Here is a 22,761-nt window from a genome sequence, read left to right on the forward strand (position 1 = left end):
GGTCTTCAAAAAAAGTCAGAATATGATTCTGGCTGACATCGTGAAATGCAGGTTTGGCCAACCACCGAAAAATCGGAATCAATGAAGCCGCAACGAGAGGATCACCATCAAGATGAGGTTGCTAGCAAACACATTGGACACTTATAGCGGAGGCTTTAGCTGAATTTCAAGGCTGGATCTTCAATAGGCTTGAAGGCATATAGCAGCCGATTTGCCCAACAAGGAATGTCCATTCTTACGACTTATTTCTCAATTTTCTCACTTCGAAGAAAATTGGAGCGGGCGAAGGGATTTGAACCCTCGACCCCAACCTTGGCAAGGTTGTGCTCTACCCCTGAGCTACACCCGCTCATAATCCGCTGGTTCGGGGTAGTTCGCTGAACCGCGGGTCGCTGCGTTGCGGCGACGAGTGCTATATCGCTCAACCCCTTTTTAAATGCAACAGGGAAATGACAAAAAGGTAGAGAAAAATTCAAAAAAGTACTCAACATACGGAAAACGCTTGGTTTTTTTGATGGGAAAATTCAATGCCGATTGCAAAAGCCCGTTTGACGGCCTAATGAGAATGGCACGGAAACCCTGAGGCCAATAGCGCGAGAAAGCACAATGACAGACCGTTTACCGAAGACCGCGCAGGACCTTTTTGCTCTGCTGGACAGGCTGAGCATCAAACACACAACAACAGAGCACGAGCCGGTTTTCACCGTTTCCGAGTCGGAATCGCTGCGCGATCGCATTCCGGGCGGGCATACGAAGAACCTTTTTGTGAAGGACAAGAAAGACCGCTATTTCGTTCTGACCGTTGAAGAGAACGCAGCGGTCGATCTGAAAACCGTTCACAAAGTCATCGATGCATCAAGCAGAGTGTCGTTTGGCAAGCCGGAAAAGATGTTGGAATATCTGGGCGTCATTCCCGGTTCTGTCACAGTGTTTGGCGCAATCAATGACACGGACAATAAAGTGACATTTGTGCTTGATAGTGAGTTGATGAAACATGAGCTGATCAACGGACACCCACTTTCGAACGACGCAACGACCACGATCGGTCGGGATGATCTCATTCGTTTTCTGGATGCGACAGGTCACACGCCGCTCGTCTTGAAAGTGACCGAGTAAAGTACGATCTTTGCGCCAGCACGGCGAAATGATGCGCGATTAATGGAGAGCTTGGATGAGCGGCACAGACAATCCTTACGGATCAGCACTTGGTGGACAAATGAGCGCCTCCGCGAATTATGGAAGCGCGCCAAGCAGCGCGGCACCGCCGTCCCACGTTAAAGACACGACAACGGCGAACTTCTCCAAAGATGTCATGGAGGAATCGACGCGTCAGCCCGTTCTCGTCGATTTCTGGGCGCCTTGGTGCGGGCCGTGCAAACAATTGACGCCAGTTCTGGAAAGAGTGGTCGATGAGGCTGGCGGTCGCGTTAAACTCGTCAAACTGAATATCGATGATCACCCGTCCATTCCCGGCCAGCTCGGCATCCAATCCATCCCAGCCATCGTCGCCTTTGTGGATGGTCGCCCTGTGGATGGCTTTATGGGTGCAGTTCCGGAAAGCCAGATCAAGGAGTTCATCGACAAGATCGCTGGACCTGCCGCCAATGATCCACAAGCAGAAATAGACGCTGCTCTGGCGGAAGCAAATCAATTGCTGGCAGCCGGCGATCACCAAGGGGCTGCACAGCTTTTTGGTTTCGTCATGCAGGTTGACCCGGAAAACGCCACAGCAGTGGCTGGCATTGCCGAATGCATGATAGCTGTTGGTGAATATCAGCGGGCAAGCGATCTTCTGGCATCTATTCCCGATGAATTACGTGCCAATGCGGCCATTCAGGCGGTGTCGAAGAAACTCGCGCAACATGAAGAAGCGCGCCTGTTGGGCGATCCTACGGCACTTGAACGCGAACTTGCCACCAATCCGGACAATCATGATGCGCGCATAAAGTTGGCGAAGATTTTCAACGCCCAGGGCAGGCGTGATGAGGCCGCAGATCAACTGCTGACCGTTATGCGCAAAGATCGTACCTTTGAAGACGACGGCGCGCGCAAGCAGCTTGTGGAGTTCTTCGAGAGCTGGGGCTTTAAAGATCCGGCATCGGTTTCCGGGCGTCGAAAACTGTCTTCCATATTGTTTTCGTAAGCGACGTCTTGCGATGGAGGTCTGCGAACCACACTTATGAATAAGGGCGCAGACATCTCGAAATTGAGGGTTCATTTGATGCATGTCGGTAACGCACGATATTTGAAAAGCACCGATCTGCCGGAACTGGTGCCCGTTTTTCCTTTGCAGGGTGTTTTGCTGCTGCCGGAAGGGCAATTGCCGCTGAATATATTCGAGCCGCGCTATCTCGCAATGTTCGATGCGGCGATTGCCGGTGACCGTCTGATCGGCATGGTGCAGCCATCCCTTCAGGCGCCTATTAGTGGCGGAGAGGGCGGTACATTGAGCCAAGTCGGCTGTCTTGGCCGCATCACGTCCTTCTCAGAAACGGGAGACGGGCGCTACCTCGTCTCACTCAGCGGCATTTGTCGTTTTCGATTGCTGGAGGAAGTGGTGGTCAACAAACCCTATCGAACCTTCCGGCACGCGCCTTTCATCTCTGACCTCAACGGCGATCACGACGAGGAATCGGTTGACCGCGAAAATCTTCTGCGGGTCTTCCGGGCTTTTCTGGATGCAAACCAGTTGGAAGCGGATTGGGAAAGCGTGGAGCGCGCCGGAAACCGCGTTCTCGTAAATTCCCTTGCTATGATGTCGCCGTTCGGCCCTGCGGAGAAACAAGCCCTTCTGGAAGCGCCAGACCTTAAATCAAGGGCAGATACGCTAATCGCAATTACGGAAATCGTTCTTGCTCAGGGCGGCGCCGAAGGCGGAACCATATTGCAGTAAGGACACGGCAATGGATGAAAAGCTGAGCAATGTCGATCCAAAGCTGCTTGACCTTCTGGTCTGTCCTCTAACAAAGGGGCGGCTTTCTTATGATCGCGAACGCAAGGAGCTGATTTCTGAAAGCGGCAGGCTGGCCTATCCGATACGGGATGGTGTTCCGATTATGCTGATTTCAGAAGCGCGCAGGATAGAGGATTGAGCGACGTTGGCTGATAGAGCCACTTTTATAAAATACGGCCCCTCAAACTCCCTCATCCTGGCTCAAGTCCGGAATGACGAAAAATATCGCCGAATAAAAAGTCATCCTCATGAATAAATAGGCCAGCCCCTGAAGGCTGGCCCATTTTCATCACAAAAATTCAGCGCGATGCGGCGTGAACGTATCGATGAGACGCCCCTTTGCCAGCGCTTTAACGCCGTGAATGAGATCGGGCTTGACGATGAACGTGCCGCCTTGCGTCAGTTCCTGCGTCACGCCATCAATCGTCACTTCGAAGCGGCCTTCGGCGACGTAGCTGGCCTGAATGTGCGGATGCGAGTGGAGGGAGCCGATGGCACCCTCTTCAAAAGCAACCTCAACCATCATCAGTTCCGGCAGATAGGCCATGATCCGGCGTGAGACGCCGGGTTCAGTGGGCGTCCACTGACCGTCATCGGCGCTTACGAAGGCGTTGCTCTGGCTCATGTTTGCAGTCCCTTACTTAAGGTCATCCATAGTGACGAGGTCGACATCGGTATAGTCGACGTTGTCGCCAGCCATGGCCCAGATGAAGGAGTAATTTGCCGTGCCTGCGCCTGAGTGAATCGACCAGCCTGGGGAAAGGGCAGCTTCTTCATTTTTCAGAACCAGATGGCGGGTTTCGCTTGGCTCACCAAGGAAGTGGAAGACGCGGGCGGTTTCTGGGAGGTCGAAATAGAGATAGGCTTCCATGCGACGGTCGTGAATGTGGCATGGCATGGTGTTCCAAACCGAACCCGGTGCAAGGCTGGTCATGCCAACAACCAGCTGGCAGGTCTTCACGCCTTCCGGGTGGATGAACTGGAAGATGGAGCGCTCGTTGCTGGTTGCCTGCGAACCAAGGTCCACACGTTTTGCATCATTGATGCTGATGTGCTTGGCAGGGTAGGCGGCGTGCGCTGGTGCGCTCAGCAAGTAGAACTTGGCAGGGGCATCTGCAGAAGCGGATGCGAAGGAAACTTTCGCGCCGAGGCCAGCATACACCATGTCGCGTGTGCCGGTTTCAAATGCCGTGCCATCCACAGTCACTGTGCCTTTGCCGCCGATGTTGACAACGATCAATTCGCGACGGTCGAGGAAAGACTTCGTGCCGGTAGGCTTAATGGCTTCGAGTTCGAGAGAGCCAGAAACAGGCACAGCGCCACCCACGATCATACGATCGTAATTTGTGTAATGCAGCTGCACGGTGTCGTTGACGAACAGCGGTGGCAGTAGGAAGTTTTCGCGAAGCTCTTCCGTGTTGAATTTCGCGGCTGTCTTCGGGTCGATGGCGAAGCGATTTGTATAGTGTGTCTGGCTCATTGTCTGCCCAATCATATTTCCGATAAAGTCATCATACATATATGTGGTGACGATCGTATGTCAATGAAGCGAGGTGGCTGAACAACGGATGCGCTCAACAAAATCCGGATCGAAAAACCACCTTTCTATGAGTTTATGATTTTATATTAGAAGATTCATATCGCGGTAGCTCCATAGCCAGGTCAAAACTTATAGGATGACCGATTGTGGAGGCTCCAGCGGCAACGCATCACTTTACGTTGACTTTTAAGGCGGAATTCGATCAGAGTCGCGCCGGTCATGCGTTACCGGGGGAGCTACCGATGTCCATGCGTGCTATTCTGAAAAGCCTGTTTTTCGTCTGTGCAACGCTGGCCATCCAGCCTGTCTCCGCACAGGAGGCATCGCGAAAAGTCGTCACAACACAAAATGGCGATTATTTTGGTTTCGACCTTCGCACGGAACAGAATGTTTCTTTGCCGCAATGCGAAACCATCTGCATAAATGATAAATCCTGCAAGGCCTTCACCTATAATCCAAAGGTGAAATGGTGTTTCCTCAAATCGGATTTCAATCAGCTTAACGCCTTTCCCGGTGCCATCGCAGGCAAGGTCGTGGAAACTGCCAACGAGCCGGATATCGGCGCGCCGCAGAAACTGGCTTTCGTTGAGGATAGCCTTTACCAACAGGCTCGGCGTTTGAAGACTGATCTTCCTGAACCGGACTCTTCTCAGGCAAGCGGCGGCGAAGCGCTTCTCTCTTTGGCCCGCCAGCAGGCAACGACGGGCGATATTCAAACTGCTGTAGAAAATTACAAGGCCGCGCTTTCGCTCAACCCTGATGACGCCGCAATCTGGGCCGAGCTTTCCAGAACGGCTACAAAAATCGACAATAATTATGAAATTCAGGGGCAAGCAGCGCCTGCTGCCCTCAACGCCTATCAGTTGAGCCGCACGGTTACTGCCCGAACGGGTGCTTTGAATGCGCTTGCGCAATCCTTGGAGAAAACCCAAAGCTACCGCGCTGCGTTGAATGCTTACAAAACAAGCCTCACCCTGTCCAATGTTCCGCAGACACGCGCCATTTATGCGGATTTGAAAACGCGCCAAGGTTTCCGGGTCATCGGCAACACGGTCGATACCGATAGCGTCAGCCCCCGTGCTTGTGTGCAATTTTCAGAGCCGCTCGTTAAAAACGGCGTCGATTATTCGTCCTTCCTCATACTGGATGGCGCGGCCCCGAAAGCCATCGAGGCTAAAGGGAGCGAGATTTGCGTGGAAGGCCTGACGCATGGCCAGCGATACAAAATCGCCCTGCGCGCCGGTCTTCCGTCCTCGGTGGAAGAACCTTTGGAGAAACAGGTCGATCTCGATATCTACGTTCGAGACAGGTCCGGCTCTGTGCGTTTTACAGGCGAAAACTTCGTTCTTCCCGGCACCGCCCGTCGTGGTATTCCGCTGGTATCCGTTAATATCGATCATGCCGATTTGAAGCTTTATCGTGTCGGCGACCGCAACATCGCGTCCTTGCTCACCAACTCGCAATTTTTGACGCAGATGGACGGCTATAATGCCGAGCGGATCGAAAACGAAATCGGTGAACTCGTCTGGCAGGGCGGGATCGATATCCAGAGCGAGTTGAACAAGGATGTCGTCACCAGCTTCCCGGTGGATGAGGCCTTGCCGGAGCGCAAACCCGGCATTTATGTTCTGACCGCCGTTCCGCCCGGAACCCCTCCAGAAAACTGGGATTCCCGGGCAACACAATGGTTCCTTGTGTCCGATACCGGCATCACCACCTATGCCGGAACCGATGGCCTGAATGTTTTCGTGCGCGCCCTTAGCACTGCCAAACCATTGGACGGTGTGACACTCCAGCTTTTGGCCAAAAACAACGAAATCCTCGGCTCTGCCACCACCGACGCGCAAGGCCGCGCCACGTTCTCCGCAGGTCTGATGCGCGGCACCGCGGGCCAAGCCCCCGCCGTCATCACGGCACGCGATGGCGATAAGGATTACGTGTTCCTTGATATGACCCGCGCCGGTTTCGATCTTTCCGACCGCGGCGTGACAGGTCGTGCCGCACCGGGGGCAATCGACGTTTTCAGCTGGACGGAACGTGGCATTTACCGCGCTGGCGAAACCGTGCATTCGGCAGCACTTGCCAGAGATATCGAAGGCAACGCCGTTGAAAATCTGCCGCTGACCTTTATCTTCTCTCGTCCCGATGGTGTGGAAGATCGTCGCTTCGTAAGTGATGGCAAGGCGCTGGGTGGTTACGCGGTTGATCTTGCCTTGCAGCAAAATGCCATGCGCGGCACATGGACGCTGCGCATCCATACCGATCCGAAAGCCACTGCCATCAGCGAGAAATCCTTCCTCGTTGATGATTTCGTACCTGACCGCACTGAATTCGACCTGACCAGCAAAGCAAAGGAAATCGACCCCGCGAGCGAAACTGCAATCGATGTGGATGGTCGTTATCTCTACGGCGCACCCGCTGCCGGTCTGGAGCTTGAGGGTGATGTGGCCCTAAAACCAACCCGTACCCATCCGGGTTTCCAAGGTTATGTCTTCGGTCTGGCAGACGAAGAAACGGAAGAGGAAAGCCGCACCACGCTGGATGATCTTCCCACCCTCGATGAAAACGGCAAAGCCACATTCAATGTAGCGCTCACAGATCTGCCATCCACCACACAGTTCCTTTCCGCCAACATCACCTTGCGCATGGCAGAGGCCGGTGGCCGCGCTGTGGAGCGTTCGCTGACGCTTCCGGTAAAATCCGATAGCGCCATGATCGGCATCAAGCCGGAATTTTCTGGTGATCTGGCCGAAAATTCCATCGGCCGTTTCCACGTCATCGGACTTGCCGTTGATGGCGCAAAACAGGCCATGGCAGGGCTAACGTGGAAGCTCATCAAGGTTGAACGCAATTATCAATGGTATCGACAGGGCAATTCATGGCGTTACGAGCCGGTGGTTTACACCAAGCAGGTCGAGACCGGCACTGTGTCTGTGGATGCGAATGGCGGCGAGATTTCGGCGCCTGTGACATGGGGCCGTTATCGTCTGGAAGTCGAATCCGCGCAGAATGATGGGCCTGTTTCCAGCGTAGAGTTTGACGCCGGATGGTTCGTGTCCGCCAGTTCTACCGAAACGCCGGATGCCTTGGAAATCGCTCTGGACAAGCAGAGTTACAAAATCGGTGAAACCGCGAAATTGCAGGTCACGTCGCGCTTTGCAGGCCAATTGATGGTCGCTTCGGGTTCGGAAAAACTGATCTCCGTTCAAAACGTGGATATCGGCGAAGGTGGCGGTGAGGTCGCCATTCCGGTAACCGAAGACTGGGGCGCAGGCTCCTACGTCACCGCCACACTGTTCCGCCCCGGCGATGCGCAAGAAAGCCGCATGCCCATGCGCGCTATTGGCGTGAAATGGCTGGCAGTCGACCCCGGCGAGCGCAAACTCGGAATCGCACTCACGCTTCCCAAACAGACATTGCCACGGCAGGCGCTGGAAATTCCTGTGCAAGTTGCCGGTGCCGGTGCGGGTGACAAAGCCTATGTCACCATAGCCGCCGTTGATGTCGGCATTCTCAATCTCACGCGCTATGAACCGCCAAAACCGGATGAATGGTATTTTGGCCAGCGCCGCCTCGGCTTAGAAATCCGCGATCTGTACGGTCGTCTCATCGATGGTTCGCTTGGCGCAACAGGTCGTCTCAGAACCGGCGGCGATGGTGGGCAGGTGGCCCTTCAGGGCAGTCCGCCCACAGAAAAGCTGGTGGCATTTTTTGCAGGTCCAGTGGAGCTGGATGCGCAGGGCAAAGCCACCATTAACTTTGATATTCCGCAGTTTAACGGCACAGCGCGGGTGATGGCCGTAGCATGGACCAAAAACGGGGTCGGCCATGCAGTGTCGGACGTGATCATCCGCGATCCCGTGGTCATCACCGCCAGCGCACCAAAATTCCTTAGCCCCGGCGATATCTCGCAACTGCGCATCGATGTCGCCAATACGGATGGCGATGCTGGCGACTACGCGCTGAACATCAGCAGCAACACAGCGCTAACTGTGGACCAGGGGGAAGTGTCGCAGACGCTTGCCCTCGCAAAAGGCGGCGAAACCTCACTCACCGTTCCATTGACCGGCGAACTTCCCGGTGCGGGAGCGATCACAATCAAGCTCACGAATGCCAGTGGTCTTTCACTGGAACAGGCGCTGAACATTCCGGTGCGCCCCGCCGTGCTGCCTGTCACCACACGCCGCAATATTCAGATTGCCCCCAACAGCAGCCTGACGGTGGATGGCAATTTGCTGGCCGAAAGCATGTTGATCGGGTCGTCTGTGGCAGTCAATGTCACGCGCTCCCCGGCCTTCGATGTTCCGGCACTGGTGATGATGCTGGATAAATACCCCTATGGCTGCGCGGAGCAAACCACCAGCCGCGCATTGCCTTTGCTCTATGTGTCCGAGCTGATGAAGCAGCGTGGCGGCGCGGATGATGCGGACCTTCGCAAACGCGTACAGGATGCGATCTATCGTGTGCTGTCCTTCCAATCCTCCTCAGGCAGCTTCGGTCTCTGGTCGCCGGGGGAGGGTGATTTGTGGCTCGACGCTTACATCACTGACTTCCTGACACGGGCGCGGGAGCAATCCTATGACGTGCCGGAAACGGCCATGGTGCAGGCCCTGACCAACCTGCAAAACGGGCTGGCCATTGACAGCAACGTGAAAGATCGCGGCAATGAAATTGCCTATTCGCTCTATGTTCTGGCCCGCAATCGCAAAGCGGCGATCAACGATCTGCGCTATTATGCAGACACGGCGCTGAATGATTTCCCGACCCCGCTTTCCAAAGCGCAGATTGGCGCGGCCCTTTCGCTGTATGGCGATGCGGCCCGCTCCAAATCGGTGTTCGGCGCATCGCTCGGCATGGCAACATCAAGCACCAAAGTCAGCTTTGCCCGTGCGGATTATGGTTCTGCCTTGCGCGATGGTGCGGCCTCTCTGGCGCTTGCGGCAGAAAGCCGTCCGGTGCCAGCGGTGGTGCCGCAACTGGCCGGTGCCGTTGCCAAGGCATGGGATGCCAAGCCTTACACCAGCACGCAGGAGCAGGCATGGATGCTGTTGGCGGCCCACGCTTTGAAGGATGAAGACAAGGACGTCAAACTCGATATCAACGGCGCGTTGCTGGAAGGTGGCTATAGCAAAAGCCTGAGCGGTGATGAACTGCTGCAATCGCCCGTAAAAATTACCAATGCGTCCACGGAAACCGTCACGGCTGTCGTCACCACGGTCGCGCCGCCCGCCCAACCGCTGCCAGCAGGCGGTAATGGCTTTGAAATCCAGAAAACCTATTATTCTCTGGAGGGTGGAGAGGTGAATATCAGCGAGGCACAACAGAACGAGCGCTATGTCGTGGTTCTGACCGTCACACCGAAAAACGACTGGCAATCGCGCATCGTCATGACCGATCTTCTGCCTTCGGGCTTCGAGATCGATAATCCCGGCCTCGTCAACAGTGCCGCCCTGTCCAACTTCGATTGGCTGCCGGAAACCGAAGCCGCACACACCGAGTTCCGCTATGATCGCTTCGTTGCGGCCATGGACCTTGCAGCGGGCGACGCCTCCGAAATCACGCTGGCCTATGTGGTTCGCGCCGTAACGCCCGGAACATATGATAACCCGGCAGCAACGGTGGAAGATATGTATCGCCCGCAATTCTCTGCTCGCACGGCAACCAGCCGCATGGAGGTTCGCTCAGCGCAATAATGGTCATGTGGCGCGGTTTCCTTTGTGGTTTCGTCGTGGCGGCAGTGCTGACCAGCGCTGCCGTGTATGGGCTTAATCGTCTGGACCGCGCCTATCCGCCACCGCTTAAAAACGCGGCCATCGTTTCGCAAGAAGTGCTGGATGCAGACGGCAAGCTGCTGCGCGCTTTCGCGACACCGGACGGCCGATGGCGGCTGCACACAACACAGGCAGAAGTCGATCCACAGTTTGTGAAGATGCTGATCGCCTATGAGGATCAACGGTTTTTCGACCATAGCGGCGTTGATTTTCAGGCATTGGGTCGTGCTGGTTGGCAATTGCTGACCAATGGCCGGATTGTCTCCGGTGCATCGACGCTGTCCATGCAGGTGGCGCGGTTGATAGAGCCGCGTACAGATCGTTCACTCAGCGCGAAGCTCCTGCAAATCCTGCGCGCATGGCAGATCGAACGGCGGCTCAGCAAGAGCGATATCATCGACATCTACCTCAACATCGCGCCTTATGGCGGTAATCTGGAAGGCGTGCGGGCCGCAAGTCTCGCGTGGTTTGGTAAGGAACCGCGACGCTTGGACACGGCCCAAGCAGCACTCCTCGTTTCCCTGCCGCAATTGCCGGAAAAACGCCGCCCGGATCGTTTCCCGGAAGCGGCCAAACAGGCCCGCGAACGCGTACTGCAACGGCTTGCCGTTTCACACGTGGTGGGTGAGGGGGAGGCTGCCCGTGCGGCCATCGCTTCTATCCCCACCAAACGCCGTGATCTGCCCTCCTACGCGCCGCATCTGGCTCAAGCCGCTCGCACCAAGTTTCCGCAATCGGTCGAAATCCGCTCTACTTTGCGTTTCCCCATCCAGAGCGAATTGGAAACGCTGGCGAAACATGCCGGGCAGAAACTCGGCGATAAAGTCTCCGTCGCCATCGTCATGGCAGACAGTCGCACGGGTGAGATACTTGCCGATGTCGGCTCGTCCGATTTCCTCGATACGTCCCGCCGTGGCTGGGTGGAAATGAGCCGTGCCGTGCGCTCTCCCGGATCGACGCTCAAACCCTTTATCTATGGTCTTGCCTTCGAAAACGGCCTCATTGCGCAAGAAACCATCATTGAGGATCGCCCAGCGGATTTCTCGGGTTACAGGCCGCGCAATTTCGACATGCAATATCAAGGCGATGTCAGCATTCGCCAAGCCCTGCAATTGTCGCTCAACGTTCCGGCGGTGCGCCTGCTGGATGCCGTCAGCCCGGCCGCCCTCATGGTCCGCTTCCGCCGCGCTTCAGTTCAAATGACGCTGCCAAAAGCTGAAGCCCCCGGCTTGGCAATCGCGCTCGGCGGCGCCGGTTTGTCACTTGTCGATCTTGTCCAACTCTACGCCTCTCTTGCCAATGGCGGCCAGCCGATAAAGCTCGGCGATGGAGTGCGCAACACTCCGCAAGTGCTGGATGTCGATCCTCTGTTCTCAAAATCAGCGGTGTGGAACATTACCGATGTTCTCTCTGGCGTTTTGCCTCCATTGGGCATGAAGCAACGCGGCATCGCTTACAAAACCGGCACCAGCTATGGTTATCGTGATGCTTGGTCCGTGGGTTTCGATGGGCGATACGTTATTGGCGTCTGGGCCGGGCGTGCGGACAATGGCTCTGTGCCGGGGCTTGCAGGTTACGTTTCCGCCGCACCCATATTGTTCGAAGCCTTCACAAAATCAGGCGTGGCGATCACGCCGTTTCCGCCAGCGCCATCAGGCACATCACGATTGGCCTATAATGACCTGCCTGCAAACCAGCGCCGGTTTAGCGTAACGTCAAGCGGTCTTCTCTCGGCTTCAAGGCGTGAAGCTTCACCTCAGATCGTCTATCCGCCCGAAGGCGCACGCATAGAGCTCTCCAGCCAAAGCGGCGAACTCTCACCACTCGTTCTCAAATTGCAGGGTGGCCGCGCACCCTTTCGCTGGCTTGCAAATGGCAAGCCGTTGCCAGAACCCGCACGCCGCCGCAGCAGCGAGTGGAAACCGGAGGGCCAAGGATTTTCCACGCTGACAGTCATCGATGCGGATGGAAGGGCGTCAAGCGTACGCGTGTTTGTGGAGTGAGCCGCGAATTGACTTCGCTCTGTAAGCCGCGCAAACGCAACTTAAGTCGTTGTTATTTTTGATCAATAAAACCGTATGGGGAGATTTGGTGGAGCTAAGCGGGATCGAACCGCTGACCTCTTGCATGCCATGCAAGCGCTCTCCCAGCTGAGCTATAGCCCCACAAAGGGTTCCGGCATTTTTGATCCGGTTCCGGGAACCGACGCGGTTGTTTGCGTTCGGTGGCGCTTGATACTTCCGCTTCTGGAAGATGGCAAGTCGAAAAATTCACCCGGCGACATTTTTTTGACGCCGGGTGATGAATCCTGTGGAAATCAGGTCTCGTCGTCGTCGCCGTTTACGCCAATAATGCCGGAAACGTCGTCATCATCGTCATCTTCGTCTGCTTCGAGGAAGGTGTCGTCGTCATCGTCGAGTTCAACTTCGTCGTCATCGCCGCCGATATCTGGAATGTCATCGCCGCTGGTGTCGCCATCAGCGTCTTCCAGTGGCACGAGTTCGACTTCCGTATTTTCGGTATCGACTTCTGCGACTTCTTCCTCTTCCTCGGCTTGCTCCATCTTCTTGGCAGCTGTGGTTTCCTCGAAGAAGGAAAGCGGCCAGGACTTGCCGGAGTAAGGAGAAACGATTGGGTCCCGATTCAGGTCGTAAAATTTCTTGCCGGTATCCGGGTCTGTGCGCTTGGTACCAAGGTCCGCTTTTGCCACTGTCTAAGCCTCAAATTGTGAGATGAGTTCGGTGTTTACGCCGTGTTTCCGGCAGTAGACGATAAAATTCTAGCCGGTCCCATTAATCGCTGATGCCTTTCCTGTCAAAGATAAACTTTATAATCGGGATATACACGCGTACGTCCACCCTCTCTTGATGATGCTCTCTGGCGCTTATAATAAGCATCTGCCGAGCATTCTGGTCAGGCCGCAAGCAGGATATATCTATAATGACATTCACCATTGCCATCGATGGGCCAGCTGCGGCGGGCAAAGGCACTCTCTCTCGCAAAATTGCCGAGACTTACGGATTTCACCATCTGGATACGGGACTAACCTACCGCGCAACTGCCAAGGCGCTGCTAGACGCCGGTTTGCCGCTTGATGATGAGAGTATTGCGGAGAAAACCGCGCTGAACCTTGACCTGAGCGGCCTTGATCGTACGGTGCTGGCCAAGCACGAGGTGGGGGAGGCAGCATCCAAAGTCGCCGTCATGCCTGCTGTGCGGCGCGCACTGGTTCAGGCGCAGCGCGCTTTCGCGAGCAAACAGCCGGGAACGGTGCTGGATGGCCGCGATATTGGCACTGTTGTGTGTGCTGATGCGAATGTGAAGCTATATGTAAGCGCCTCACCTGAAGTACGTGCCCGCCGCCGATATGACGAGATTATCGCAACGGGAGAGGCTGCGGATTACAATGCCGTTTTTGCGGATGTGAAAAAGCGCGACGAGCGCGATATGGGGCGTGCGGACAGCCCTTTGAAGCCAGCAGAAGACGCGCACTTGCTTGATACGTCAGAAATGAGTATAGAGGCGGCGTTTATGGTGGCCAAGTCGATCATCGATGCGGCCTTGAACAAATGAATTTGCGGGAACCGGTCAAGCCGGTCCTCGTTTTAGAATGGAATGTCCTTAAAAACATGCCTTGCGCCGGAAGCCTCAAAACAGAAGAGGCGGGCATGGATTTCGGGAATCATCAACACGAACCCCCGGTGCTTGTGTGTCCTTCAGCCGGACACTCTCAGGAGATTTAATGTCAGTAGCTACCCCCACGCGCGACGATTTCGCAGCGCTGCTTGAAGAGTCCTTTTCTTCCAATGATCTTGCCGAAGGCTATGTAGCCAAGGGTATTGTAACGGCGATTGAAAAAGACGTTGCGATCGTTGACGTTGGCCTCAAGGTTGAAGGTCGCATCGCGCTTAAGGAATTCGGCGCCCGTTCCAAGGACGGCGGCCTGAAGGTCGGCGACGAAGTCGAAGTTTATGTTGAGCGCATTGAAAATGCTCTGGGCGAAGCCGTTCTGTCGCGCGAGAAGGCTCGCCGCGAAGAGAGCTGGGTCAAGCTCGAAGCCAAGTTCGAAGCTGGCGAACGCGTCGAAGGCGTTATCTTCAACCAGGTCAAGGGTGGCTTCACCGTCGATCTGGATGGCGCTGTTGCGTTCCTTCCACGGTCGCAGGTCGATATTCGTCCGATCCGCGACGTTACGCCTCTGATGCACAACCCACAGCCCTTCGAAATCCTCAAGATGGACAAGCGCCGCGGTAACATCGTTGTATCGCGCCGTACGGTTCTCGAAGAGTCCCGTGCTGAGCAGCGTTCTGAAATCGTTCAGAACCTCGAAGAAGGCCAGGTTGTTGACGGCGTTGTCAAGAACATCACCGATTATGGTGCGTTCGTTGACCTCGGCGGCATCGACGGCCTGCTGCACGTCACGGACATGGCATGGCGCCGCGTCAACCATCCTTCGGAAATCCTCAACATTGGCCAGTCGGTCAAGGTTCAGATCATCCGTATCAACCAGGAAACCCACCGCATCTCGCTCGGCATGAAGCAGCTCGAGTCTGATCCTTGGGATGGCATCTCTGCCAAATATCCAGTTGGTAAGAAGATCTCCGGTACTGTTACGAACATCACAGACTACGGCGCATTTGTTGAGCTGGAGCCAGGCATCGAAGGCCTCATCCACATCTCTGAAATGTCCTGGACCAAGAAGAACGTACATCCCGGCAAGATCCTGTCCACGACTCAGGACGTTGACGTGGTCGTTCTCGAAGTTGACCCGTCCAAGCGCCGCATTTCGCTTGGTCTCAAGCAGACCCTCGAAAACCCATGGCAGGCATTTGCCTACAGCCATCCTGCCGGCACTGAAGTCGAAGGCGAAGTCAAGAACAAGACCGAATTCGGCCTGTTCATCGGCCTCGAAGGCGACGTTGATGGCATGGTTCACCTTTCTGACCTCGACTGGAACCGTCCAGGCGAACAGGTCATCGAGGAATACAACAAGGGCGATACCGTGAAGGCTGTTGTTCTTGACGTTGACGTTGAGAAGGAGCGTATCTCGCTCGGCATCAAGCAGCTTGGCAAGGATGCTGTCGGCGAAGCCGCAACATCTGGCGAACTGCGCAAGAACGCTGTCGTTTCCGCTGAAGTTATCGGCGTGAACGAAGGTGGCATCGAAGTGAAGCTCGTTGCTCATGAAGACATCACGTCCTTCATCCGCCGCAACGACCTGGCACGCGATCGCGACGATCAGCGTCCAGAGCGTTTCTCGGTTGGCCAGGTTCTCGACGCCCGCGTTGTCAACTTCTCGAAGAAAGACCGTAAGGTCATGCTTTCGATCAAGGCTCTGGAAATCGCAGAAGAGAAGGAAGCAGTTGCTCAGTTCGGTTCGTCCGACAGCGGTGCTTCGCTCGGCGACATCCTCGGCGCAGCTCTGAAGAACCGCACCGAATAATCGTTCGGTTCTTGTGAAATAAGAAAACCGCCGGAGCGATCCGGCGGTTTTTTTGTTGTCTGCACTTTTTAAAAGTGTCAGCTGAAACTGCTCATCTTGAGATAATAGGATTCAGCGTTGCCGGTTCGGCCATCCTCATTCGCGCCTTCGGATAGAGAGCGGTCGACGTTTTCGTCATTGGCCGCGACACGCTCTTCCTCAGCAGAATCGTCTTGGGGCGATTCTCCACCCTCTTCTTCCTGCTCCGAGCCGTCACCAGAAGACGGCCACCGACCTCTGGGGGGCGCGTCGGATTCTTGCTCGTCTTTTGCCGCTGGATATTGAACGAAGGGCAGGGGTATTCCTTCTTTGGTCACCACGGCTGCAATAGCGGCAAACAATGTTGGGTGCTCCGCAATCGCAGTTTTAAGATCTGCGGTCAGCGCCGCCTTTTGCGCCGCAAGCATTTCAGGGCGGCTGTTGGAAAGCGCAGTCTCTTCTGCCGTAGTTTCCGGTTTTGCGTGTCCAGCTGTGGGCGGCAATGGAGACTTTGTTATCGGTTCGGCGTTTGTTTCAGGTGTGCTGAGAGCGAGTGCCGCTGCCATAGTCGTTTCTGCACTGGCTGGCAATTTGCCGAGCAGAACAGCGAGAAGCAGCTTTTCCATATCCTTTGCACTAGCGCCCGAGAATTGATTGATTATTGCCGGGAGATTTTGGCGGCCATCTTGCGGGGTGGGTGACGCGATGGACGAGCGTGAACCCGTATCCGCGTTTTGCAGATCGGCGTCCGGATTGGCGCTCACATTCGTCGCGGGAGTTTCTTGTTTGATTGCTAATATAGGCTTGGTAACTTGCTCAGGTGTGTCGTGTTCACCGGCCAGTATGGTGCCGGGTACCGGCAATGCTATTTCTGCAATGGATGACGGCGATTTGGTCATCACTGAAGCGGCAACCTGCCCCGAGGCAGATTGCTGGGGTACAGGGCGCGTCGCCGCCCCTGTGTTGGATAGTGATGGCTCTGCCGATTGTTTCAGCGCTGCGTTATTCGCTGGCTCTGGCAGCCTCGTAGCTGTTTGTTTCACGGGCTGTTGGCCGGTCGCTCCGCCTGCGACAGCCTGTGGCTTGTCATCTGCCAGGGCAGACGCTGGCAAGACAGATGTTGAAAGCGGAGGCATCGCCCTGCTTTGCGGCAAGATGTCTTGCAGATAGGACGAAACGTTGCGTGTGCCACGCGCCGTATTGGTGGAGCGCGCAAGCTCGAACATGATGGCCAGTCTTGCTGCATCCGGACCCGCCGAGTTTTTGAGAGCATCGGCGAGGACGGACAGGGTCACACCCTTTAAAATGCTGCCCAACTCTTTTTCCAGCATCGCCTTCTGGTCTGCTGGCAAAGACTGCATGCTTGCCACCAAGCGGTTGACGTAAGCATCGGTAGGCTCGCCATCCATGCGCGCAATGTTCATAAGTTTGCCAAGCGTTTCGGCAAGCACGCCCGCATTTTGCGAAAGTTGAAGCTCTCCTGAAACAGCGCGAATATTGGCACTTGTTGAAATATTTGCTGCATCCGGTTCTGTTTTTAGAACGGGAGGCTGAATGCTGACGGGAGGTGTAGTCTCCTGCCGCGAACTGGATGTCTGAAAAGAAATATCAGCCGCTGAAACGGCACTCACAGGCGACAGCATGGCGCGCTCCCTCTTGTCGATAAGTGCCTGGGTGGCCCAAACACTACCAACCTTGAAATGGCTCTTGTTTCCTAAGAGGCGAGCCTTGGCGACGACGCAGGTGTTATTCCCGTCCGCTCATGCGGCGCATTGATCAGATACAACGCAGCTTTCGCAGCGCAGTTGCATGAAAACGCATCGAATCATCAGATTGAAGAATGGCGGTGAAAGATTAACGATCCGCTAAGTATATGTGCGGACGTTAAAGCATGTCTTCGTCGCAAAACCGCTGCACGCTGCTACCAGATATGCTTTAGCTATGAGCGAAAATATCGGTTTCATCCCAGCCGAGCAAATCCAGCTTGGCGCGGGTCGGTAGAAACGCGAAGCAGGCTTCGGCGTGCTCATAACGACCATCGCGAATGAGGCGTGCGGTGAGCTTGTCACGCAATGCGTGGAGATAAAGCACGTCAGAGGCTGCGTATTCGAGTTGTGCCGGGGAGAGTTTTTCTGCGGCCCAGTCGGAAGACTGCTGTGCTTTGGAAATATCCACCTCCAGCATTTCTTTCAAATTGTCCTTTAGCCCATGACGATCCGTATAGGTGCGGCACAAACGCGAGGCGACCTTGGTGCAGAAAACCGGCGTAGTAGTAACGCCGAAGGTGTGGAAAAGAACGGCGATATCAAAGCGGCCATAATGAAAAATTTTCTGGCGGGCTGGGTCTGCCAGCATGGCAACGAGGTTCGGCGCTTCTTTCTGGCCGGACGCAATACGGATCACATCCGCGGTGCCGTCACCGGACGACAGTTGGACCACGCACAGCCGGTCCCGACGCGGAACGAGGCCAAGTGTTTCCGTATCGATTGCGATGGCGCCGGTATAACGAGCTGCATCGCTCGTGGAAATATCGCCTTCGTGATAACGGATTTTTGCTGCCATGGTTTGCTCCGCTGCTGAATGTGTGATGGGGCGTATAACGGAAACTCGGGGGGCGCGATACCGCTTATGTTGCTTTTCAGTGGCCAACATGGCCTTGCCTAGCAACGGAAACACGGGTTAGGTTGGCATGTAAGTTTCCTGTTTTTTAGAAGCGCCAGTCATTCATGCCAGTAAAAATATACCTTGCCGGGCCGGAAGTCTTCCTTTCGAATGCCCGTGAAATGCTTGATGTCAAAGCAGCCCTCGCCCGTGAAGCGGGTTTTACCCCGATTTCACCCGGCGACCTCCTGATCCCGCCCGCAGACACGAAAATCGAGCATGGCTGCAACATCAATGCCGTGGACGAGCAGATGATGATAGAGGCGGATGCCGTCATCGCCAACCTCACGCCGTTTCGCGGCATCGCCGCAGATACCGGCACGAGCTACGAACTCGGCTTCATGTGCGCGCTGGGCAAGCCGGTTTTCGCCTATACGAACGTGGCGGCAAACCATTTCACGCGCATCATGCGTTATTATGGTGATGTCTCGACGCAGGATGAAACCGGGCGCTACAGAGGTGCCGACGGTCTTTCCATCGAGAACTTCGATATGGCGGACAATTTGATGCTGCATGGTGGCATTGTTCGGCGCGGCGGTGTGGTGGTCGTGAGCGATGCGCCTGCGGACGCACTCTATACCGATCTCACAGCCTTCAAGGAATGCCTTGCGATTGCGGCGCGAAAGCTTCTTTAAAAATAGACGTTTAAAAACGGAGATATTCATATGAGCGGAACAATTCTGATCACGGGCGCCACGTCCGGATTTGGACAGGCCACAGCAAGACTTTTTGCAAAGGACGGATGGCAAGTCGTTGGAACTGGCCGCCGTGCAGATCGCATTGCCGCTCTTCGCGAGGAGCTTGGGCCTGCCTTTCACGGTATGGTGTTTGATATTACGGACGAAGCTGCGATGCAGTCTGAATTCGATGTGCTTCCTGCGGAGTTCAAGGACATCGACATTCTGGTCAACAATGCCGGTTTGGCGCTGGGCACGGCGACGGCTCCAGGTGTGCCGCTGAAAGACTGGCACACTATGGTCAACACCAACATCACCGGCCTGTTGAACATCACGCATCATCTATTGCCGGTCTTGATCGAACGCCGCGGCATGATTATCAACCTTTCTTCGGTTGCGGCGCACTGGCCCTATGCGGGTGGCAATGTGTATGCGGGCACGAAGGCGTTTCTGCGCCAGTTCTCGCTTGGCCTGCGCTCTGACATGCATGGAAAAGGCGTTCGCGTCACGTCCATCGAACCGGGTATGTGCGAAACGGAATTCACCGTTGTCCGCACCGGCGGCAATCAGGACGCGTCCGATACGCTTTACAAGGGCGTCAATCCAATCGTGCCGGATGATATCGCAAATACCATCCATTGGGTCGCGTCCCAGCCCAAGCATATCAACATCAATAGCATTGAGTTGATGCCAGTGAACCAGTCCTTTGCCGGTTTTCAGGTGCATCGGGACGTATAATCACCGACGAATATCCGGCACTGCTTAAAAACTCGGCACGGATTTTCAAGCTATGCAATAATGCATCGCTGCATTGCGAGAGTTGCTCTATTAAATTTTGTAGGGATCGCTATATTCAAATCATCGAAGCGACGCACTCCTCCTCCCAGCGTCGCGAGATGGGATCGGCAACACTCCTCCTCCCAGTTGTCGATCAAGTTTAAAGCCTGCCGCACCTCCTCCCGCGGCAGGCTTTTTCCGTTTATGGGCCTTTTCAACGTTCCTGCTTTGCCACGCCCAAACGAATTGAGGCAGACTTCCGCCTGCCTCCGTCATTTCCCAAAAATAACCAGTATCAGATTTTGATGCCGCGTGATGTCAGCATCGACTGGATGTTAACCGCTGAACCAGTCTCAATCGACGCGTTTGCCGCTATGCCGGTGAGAATGGACCACGCGCCAGACACATGGTCGGATGCCCGGTTGAAGCGATCCGGCTCCATGGTTTCCGGAGCAAAGATATAACCCAGCATAACGGGGTCTGCGCCGCCGTGGTGACCTGTGGCTTTTGGCACGTCGATTTTTTGCGGTTTTTCACCGGCCAGATGCAGTTCTGTGGTGATCGCCTCTTCATCGGCGTGGTCGCGAATGCCACCGAACACGCCATGCACTTCGATATGCTTGTGGGTGATTTCGCCCTTGGTGCCCTGAAAGCGGATTTCCAGTCCTTCCCAGGGAGAATAGGCAGTTAGCGTATAGTTGGCGGTCACGCCGGATGCATACCGAATGTGGGCCTGCAACGTATCTTCAATGCCGATATCTGCATCGAAGACGCAACGGTCACGGAAATAACCATCCTCGTCTTCTGCATCGAGATAAAGCGCACGCAAAGCCGCATCGGCGGAGAGGTCGAGCCGGAAGGCACACTTCTCCGCCACGGGACAGTCTGCACAGCGGGGGCCGTGATCTTGCAACCCCAGCTCCACGGCTGTCTCAGGACGGTAGAAGGCGCGTTGGCCAGAGGCGAAAACTTCGGTCGGCGCGGATGCAAGCCACCAGTTGAGGAGGTCGAAGTGGTGCGTTGATTTATGGACAAGAAGACCGCCGGAATTTTCCTTGTGGCGGTGCCAGCGTCGAAAATAATCCGCGCCGTGCACCCGGTCCAGATGCCAGCGGAAATCAACTGCGGTTATCGTACCGATGACACCAGACGAGAGCATTTCCTTGATTTGTGTGCGGGCAGGGGAATAGCGGTAGTTGAACGTGACCATAACCTTGCGGCCTGTACGGGCCTGCGCATCCACAATCTGTTTCAGGCGTGAAAGATCGATGGTCAGCGGCTTTTCACAGATAACGTCACATCCAGCCTCAAACGCCTTGATGATGTAATCCGAATGCAGAAAGTCCGGCGTAGCGACAACGATAGTGTCTGGCTTTTGCTCGGCAATCAACTGATCAAAATTTTCGGCAAGATAGGTCGGCACGCCATTGGTACCGGGTTTGGAAATGGCTTTTGCAGCCTCGCCCAAGCGGTGTGCGTTGCTGTCGCACAGGGCAACGATTTCGTGTTTGTCCGGGTAATCTTCGGTCACGGAGTCGCGGAACATCTTGTGACGTGACCCGCATCCGACAATAGCGATTTTCACTTCTCTAACCCTTATGTTTCATGTGGTTTTAGAGAGATCGATAATAGCTCCCGACAGCGGCGATTTTCGTAAAGGGCTGTGGGCTGACTTGCATATCGAACCTGCAAACTGATAGTATGTAGGCATTAAAGTCATATTATGATTTCAAGGCAAGCCAATTTCGAATGCTGCACCGCACTCATTTTAATGCATCGCAAAATATAGGGTGTGGAACGTTCTCGACATAAAAAAGGCGGCCAAAATGACCGCCTTCTGGATTTGAGTATCAAATCTGGTTCGGCTCAGTCCGAAACCGCAAGCTCGCGTCGCTCACGGTCGGTGACGATTGAGAGGTCGAGGACCTTCTGAAGATTGGCGGCGTGGCGGAAGTTCGGGTCCGCTTGTCCACCTTGCATCACAGCCTTGGCGAATTTTTCGTAGTTGGTCTCAACGCGCTCAACTGCGATATCTTTCCAGATGGCTTTTTCGACGTCTTCACCGAGGCATCCCCGAAGTGTGGAGTATTCCGGAGTGTGGATGACTTCGAGCGCGCCTTTGTCTCCATGCAGACGAAGGCGAAGCTCGTTGAGATGCCCTGTTGCCCAACGGCTGGCATGGATAACGCCCATGGCACCGTTTTCCAACTCGGCCGTCATGGTGAAGCTGTCATTGGCATCGAGGTCATAGACGTCGATCTTGTTGCCTTCATATTTGTCGAAGGTTTTCAGGCGGGTGAAAATGCGTTCCACATCGCTGCCCGCGCCGTAAGAAGCAAAGTCGAGGATGTGAATGCCGACATCACCCAACACACCATTGGAGCCGTGTTTGGTGGAGAGACGCCAGAGCCATTTGCTCTCGGTCATCCAGTCACCCCAGGCTTTGGACACCAGCCAGCTTTGGAGATAAGACGCTTCCAGATGCCGTAACTTGCCGATCTTGCCGTCCAGAACCATTTGCCGGGCCGCCTGAAGCGGCGCGACGTTGCGGTAGGTGAGGTTAACCATGGCGACGAGGCCTGATTTTTCTGCCGCATCTGCCATTTCCGCAGCCTTGACATAGGTTTCCGCCAAAGGTTTTTCGCAGAAAACATGCTTGCCCGCTGCCAGCAGTTTTAGGCTGGTGGCGTGGTGGATCGAATCTGGCGTGACGTTTGCTGCCGCATCGAACTGCCCCCAAGCAATCGCTTCATCCAGTGACGTAAAGGTCTGGGAAATGTTGTGGCGGGCTCCAAAAGCCCGCACGATGACATCATCCACATCCACCGCCGCGACAAGCTCGACGCCGGAGATTTGTGAGAAATACATGGCATGGTTATTGGCCATGCCGCCGGTTCCAAGAATAAGAAGTCTCATGATCG

At 55.2% G+C, this 22,761-nt stretch carries 17 protein-coding genes and 2 tRNA genes; 10 read left to right on the forward strand and 9 right to left on the reverse strand.

Annotated elements, in window-relative coordinates:
- Positions 1–274: 274 nt before the first annotated feature.
- Positions 275–349 (reverse strand) — tRNA-Gly (locus tag RMR16_RS19465).
- Between the two features lie 257 nt (positions 350–606).
- Between RMR16_RS19465 and RMR16_RS19470 the strand changes: the two genes are divergently transcribed.
- The 4 genes from RMR16_RS19470 to RMR16_RS19485 all read left to right on the forward strand — a co-directional run bounded on the left by RMR16_RS19470 (position 607) and on the right by RMR16_RS19485 (position 3,092).
- The gene (locus tag RMR16_RS19470; RefSeq protein ID WP_320198960.1) at positions 607–1,116 is read left to right on the forward strand and encodes a prolyl-tRNA synthetase associated domain-containing protein; all 510 of its coding nucleotides are present in this window, start codon (positions 607–609) and stop codon (positions 1,114–1,116) included.
- A gap of 55 nt (positions 1,117–1,171) precedes the next feature.
- A complete protein-coding gene (gene trxA / locus RMR16_RS19475) occupies positions 1,172–2,143 on the forward strand; it encodes a thioredoxin (protein ID WP_320198961.1) in 972 nt (323 codons plus the stop codon).
- A 78-nt stretch (positions 2,144–2,221) separates the two neighbouring features.
- Positions 2,222–2,893, forward strand: a complete 672-nt coding sequence (locus RMR16_RS19480; RefSeq protein WP_320198962.1) for an LON peptidase substrate-binding domain-containing protein — start codon at positions 2,222–2,224, stop codon at positions 2,891–2,893.
- A gap of 10 nt (positions 2,894–2,903) precedes the next feature.
- Positions 2,904–3,092, forward strand: a complete 189-nt coding sequence (locus tag RMR16_RS19485; RefSeq protein ID WP_320198963.1) for a Trm112 family protein — start codon at positions 2,904–2,906, stop codon at positions 3,090–3,092.
- A gap of 150 nt (positions 3,093–3,242) precedes the next feature.
- Here RMR16_RS19485 and RMR16_RS19490 read toward each other — a convergent pair whose 3' ends face one another.
- Entirely contained in the window at positions 3,243–3,578 is a 336-nt protein-coding gene (locus RMR16_RS19490; protein WP_320198964.1) for a cupin domain-containing protein, read from the reverse strand.
- A gap of 12 nt (positions 3,579–3,590) precedes the next feature.
- Positions 3,591–4,433 carry a 5-dehydro-4-deoxy-D-glucuronate isomerase gene (kduI, locus tag RMR16_RS19495; protein WP_320198965.1) on the reverse strand — a complete coding sequence of 281 codons (843 nt, stop codon included), beginning with the start codon at positions 4,431–4,433 and terminating at the stop codon, positions 3,591–3,593.
- A 302-nt stretch (positions 4,434–4,735) separates the two neighbouring features.
- Between kduI and RMR16_RS19500 the strand changes: the two genes are divergently transcribed.
- Both RMR16_RS19500 and pbpC read left to right on the forward strand, forming a co-directional pair.
- Positions 4,736–10,186, forward strand: a complete 5,451-nt coding sequence (locus RMR16_RS19500) for an alpha-2-macroglobulin family protein (RefSeq protein ID WP_320198966.1) — start codon at positions 4,736–4,738, stop codon at positions 10,184–10,186.
- Positions 10,186–12,267, forward strand: coding sequence for a penicillin-binding protein 1C (gene pbpC / locus RMR16_RS19505; RefSeq protein ID WP_413785962.1), 2,082 nt, complete (start codon positions 10,186–10,188; stop codon positions 12,265–12,267). The genes RMR16_RS19500 and pbpC overlap by 1 nt, the downstream gene beginning before the upstream one ends.
- Positions 12,268–12,353: 86 nt before the next feature.
- On the opposite strand, the gene RMR16_RS19510 is transcribed toward pbpC, so the two are convergent.
- Positions 12,354–12,429: transfer RNA gene (locus RMR16_RS19510), tRNA-Ala, on the reverse strand.
- 152 nt (positions 12,430–12,581) lie between these two features.
- Positions 12,582–12,974 (reverse strand): TIGR02300 family protein, encoded by a 393-nt coding sequence (locus tag RMR16_RS19515; protein ID WP_320198968.1) that lies wholly within the window; start codon positions 12,972–12,974, stop codon positions 12,582–12,584.
- A 230-nt stretch (positions 12,975–13,204) separates the two neighbouring features.
- Here RMR16_RS19515 and cmk point away from each other — a divergent pair, with 230 nt between their 5' ends.
- Complete coding sequence (cmk, locus tag RMR16_RS19520; protein ID WP_320198969.1) at positions 13,205–13,837, forward strand: (d)CMP kinase; 633 nt, start codon at positions 13,205–13,207, stop codon at positions 13,835–13,837.
- 169 nt (positions 13,838–14,006) lie between these two features.
- Entirely contained in the window at positions 14,007–15,707 is a 1,701-nt protein-coding gene (rpsA, locus tag RMR16_RS19525) for a 30S ribosomal protein S1 (RefSeq protein ID WP_320198970.1), read from the forward strand.
- A gap of 77 nt (positions 15,708–15,784) precedes the next feature.
- On the opposite strand, the gene RMR16_RS19530 is transcribed toward rpsA, so the two are convergent.
- Positions 15,785–17,368 carry a hypothetical protein gene (locus RMR16_RS19530; protein WP_320198971.1) on the reverse strand — a complete coding sequence of 528 codons (1,584 nt, stop codon included), beginning with the start codon at positions 17,366–17,368 and terminating at the stop codon, positions 15,785–15,787.
- A 292-nt stretch (positions 17,369–17,660) separates the two neighbouring features.
- Positions 17,661–18,287 (reverse strand): ribonuclease D, encoded by a 627-nt coding sequence (locus RMR16_RS19535; RefSeq protein WP_320198972.1) that lies wholly within the window; start codon positions 18,285–18,287, stop codon positions 17,661–17,663.
- Positions 18,288–18,451: 164 nt separating this feature from the next.
- On the opposite strand from RMR16_RS19535, the gene RMR16_RS19540 reads away from it, so the two are divergent.
- Together RMR16_RS19540 and RMR16_RS19545 are read left to right on the forward strand one after the other, a co-directional pair.
- Entirely contained in the window at positions 18,452–19,021 is a 570-nt protein-coding gene (locus RMR16_RS19540; protein ID WP_320198973.1) for a nucleoside 2-deoxyribosyltransferase, read from the forward strand.
- Between the two features lie 30 nt (positions 19,022–19,051).
- Positions 19,052–19,801 (forward strand): SDR family oxidoreductase, encoded by a 750-nt coding sequence (locus tag RMR16_RS19545; protein WP_320198974.1) that lies wholly within the window; start codon positions 19,052–19,054, stop codon positions 19,799–19,801.
- A gap of 334 nt (positions 19,802–20,135) precedes the next feature.
- Here the strand turns inward: RMR16_RS19545 and RMR16_RS19550 are convergent, their stop codons facing one another.
- A complete protein-coding gene (locus RMR16_RS19550; RefSeq protein ID WP_320198975.1) occupies positions 20,136–21,425 on the reverse strand; it encodes a Gfo/Idh/MocA family protein in 1,290 nt (429 codons plus the stop codon).
- 281 nt (positions 21,426–21,706) lie between these two features.
- Positions 21,707–22,756, reverse strand: coding sequence for a Gfo/Idh/MocA family protein (locus RMR16_RS19555; protein WP_320198976.1), 1,050 nt, complete (start codon positions 22,754–22,756; stop codon positions 21,707–21,709).
- Positions 22,757–22,761: the final 5 nt, after the last annotated feature.

It is taken from the genome of Agrobacterium sp. rho-13.3 (assembly GCF_033957765.2).
Lineage (GTDB): Bacteria > Pseudomonadota > Alphaproteobacteria > Rhizobiales > Rhizobiaceae > Agrobacterium.

Coding starts and splice junctions, on each gene's coding strand:
- RMR16_RS19470 (WP_320198960.1), top strand. CDS start 607: ATGACAGACCGTTTACCGAAGACCGCGCAGGACCTTTTTGCTCTGCTG.
- trxA (WP_320198961.1), top strand. CDS start 1,172: ATGAGCGGCACAGACAATCCTTACGGATCAGCACTTGGTGGACAAATG.
- RMR16_RS19480 (WP_320198962.1), top strand. CDS start 2,222: ATGCATGTCGGTAACGCACGATATTTGAAAAGCACCGATCTGCCGGAA.
- RMR16_RS19485 (WP_320198963.1), top strand. CDS start 2,904: ATGGATGAAAAGCTGAGCAATGTCGATCCAAAGCTGCTTGACCTTCTG.
- RMR16_RS19490 (WP_320198964.1), bottom strand. CDS start 3,578: ATGAGCCAGAGCAACGCCTTCGTAAGCGCCGATGACGGTCAGTGGACG.
- kduI (WP_320198965.1), bottom strand. CDS start 4,433: ATGAGCCAGACACACTATACAAATCGCTTCGCCATCGACCCGAAGACA.
- RMR16_RS19500 (WP_320198966.1), top strand. CDS start 4,736: ATGTCCATGCGTGCTATTCTGAAAAGCCTGTTTTTCGTCTGTGCAACG.
- pbpC (WP_413785962.1), top strand. CDS start 10,186: ATGGTCATGTGGCGCGGTTTCCTTTGTGGTTTCGTCGTGGCGGCAGTG.
- cmk (WP_320198969.1), top strand. CDS start 13,205: ATGACATTCACCATTGCCATCGATGGGCCAGCTGCGGCGGGCAAAGGC.
- rpsA (WP_320198970.1), top strand. CDS start 14,007: ATGTCAGTAGCTACCCCCACGCGCGACGATTTCGCAGCGCTGCTTGAA.
- RMR16_RS19530 (WP_320198971.1), bottom strand. CDS start 17,368: ATGCTGTCGCCTGTGAGTGCCGTTTCAGCGGCTGATATTTCTTTTCAG.
- RMR16_RS19535 (WP_320198972.1), bottom strand. CDS start 18,287: ATGGCAGCAAAAATCCGTTATCACGAAGGCGATATTTCCACGAGCGAT.
- RMR16_RS19540 (WP_320198973.1), top strand. CDS start 18,452: ATGCCAGTAAAAATATACCTTGCCGGGCCGGAAGTCTTCCTTTCGAAT.
- RMR16_RS19545 (WP_320198974.1), top strand. CDS start 19,052: ATGAGCGGAACAATTCTGATCACGGGCGCCACGTCCGGATTTGGACAG.
- RMR16_RS19555 (WP_320198976.1), bottom strand. CDS start 22,756: ATGAGACTTCTTATTCTTGGAACCGGCGGCATGGCCAATAACCATGCC.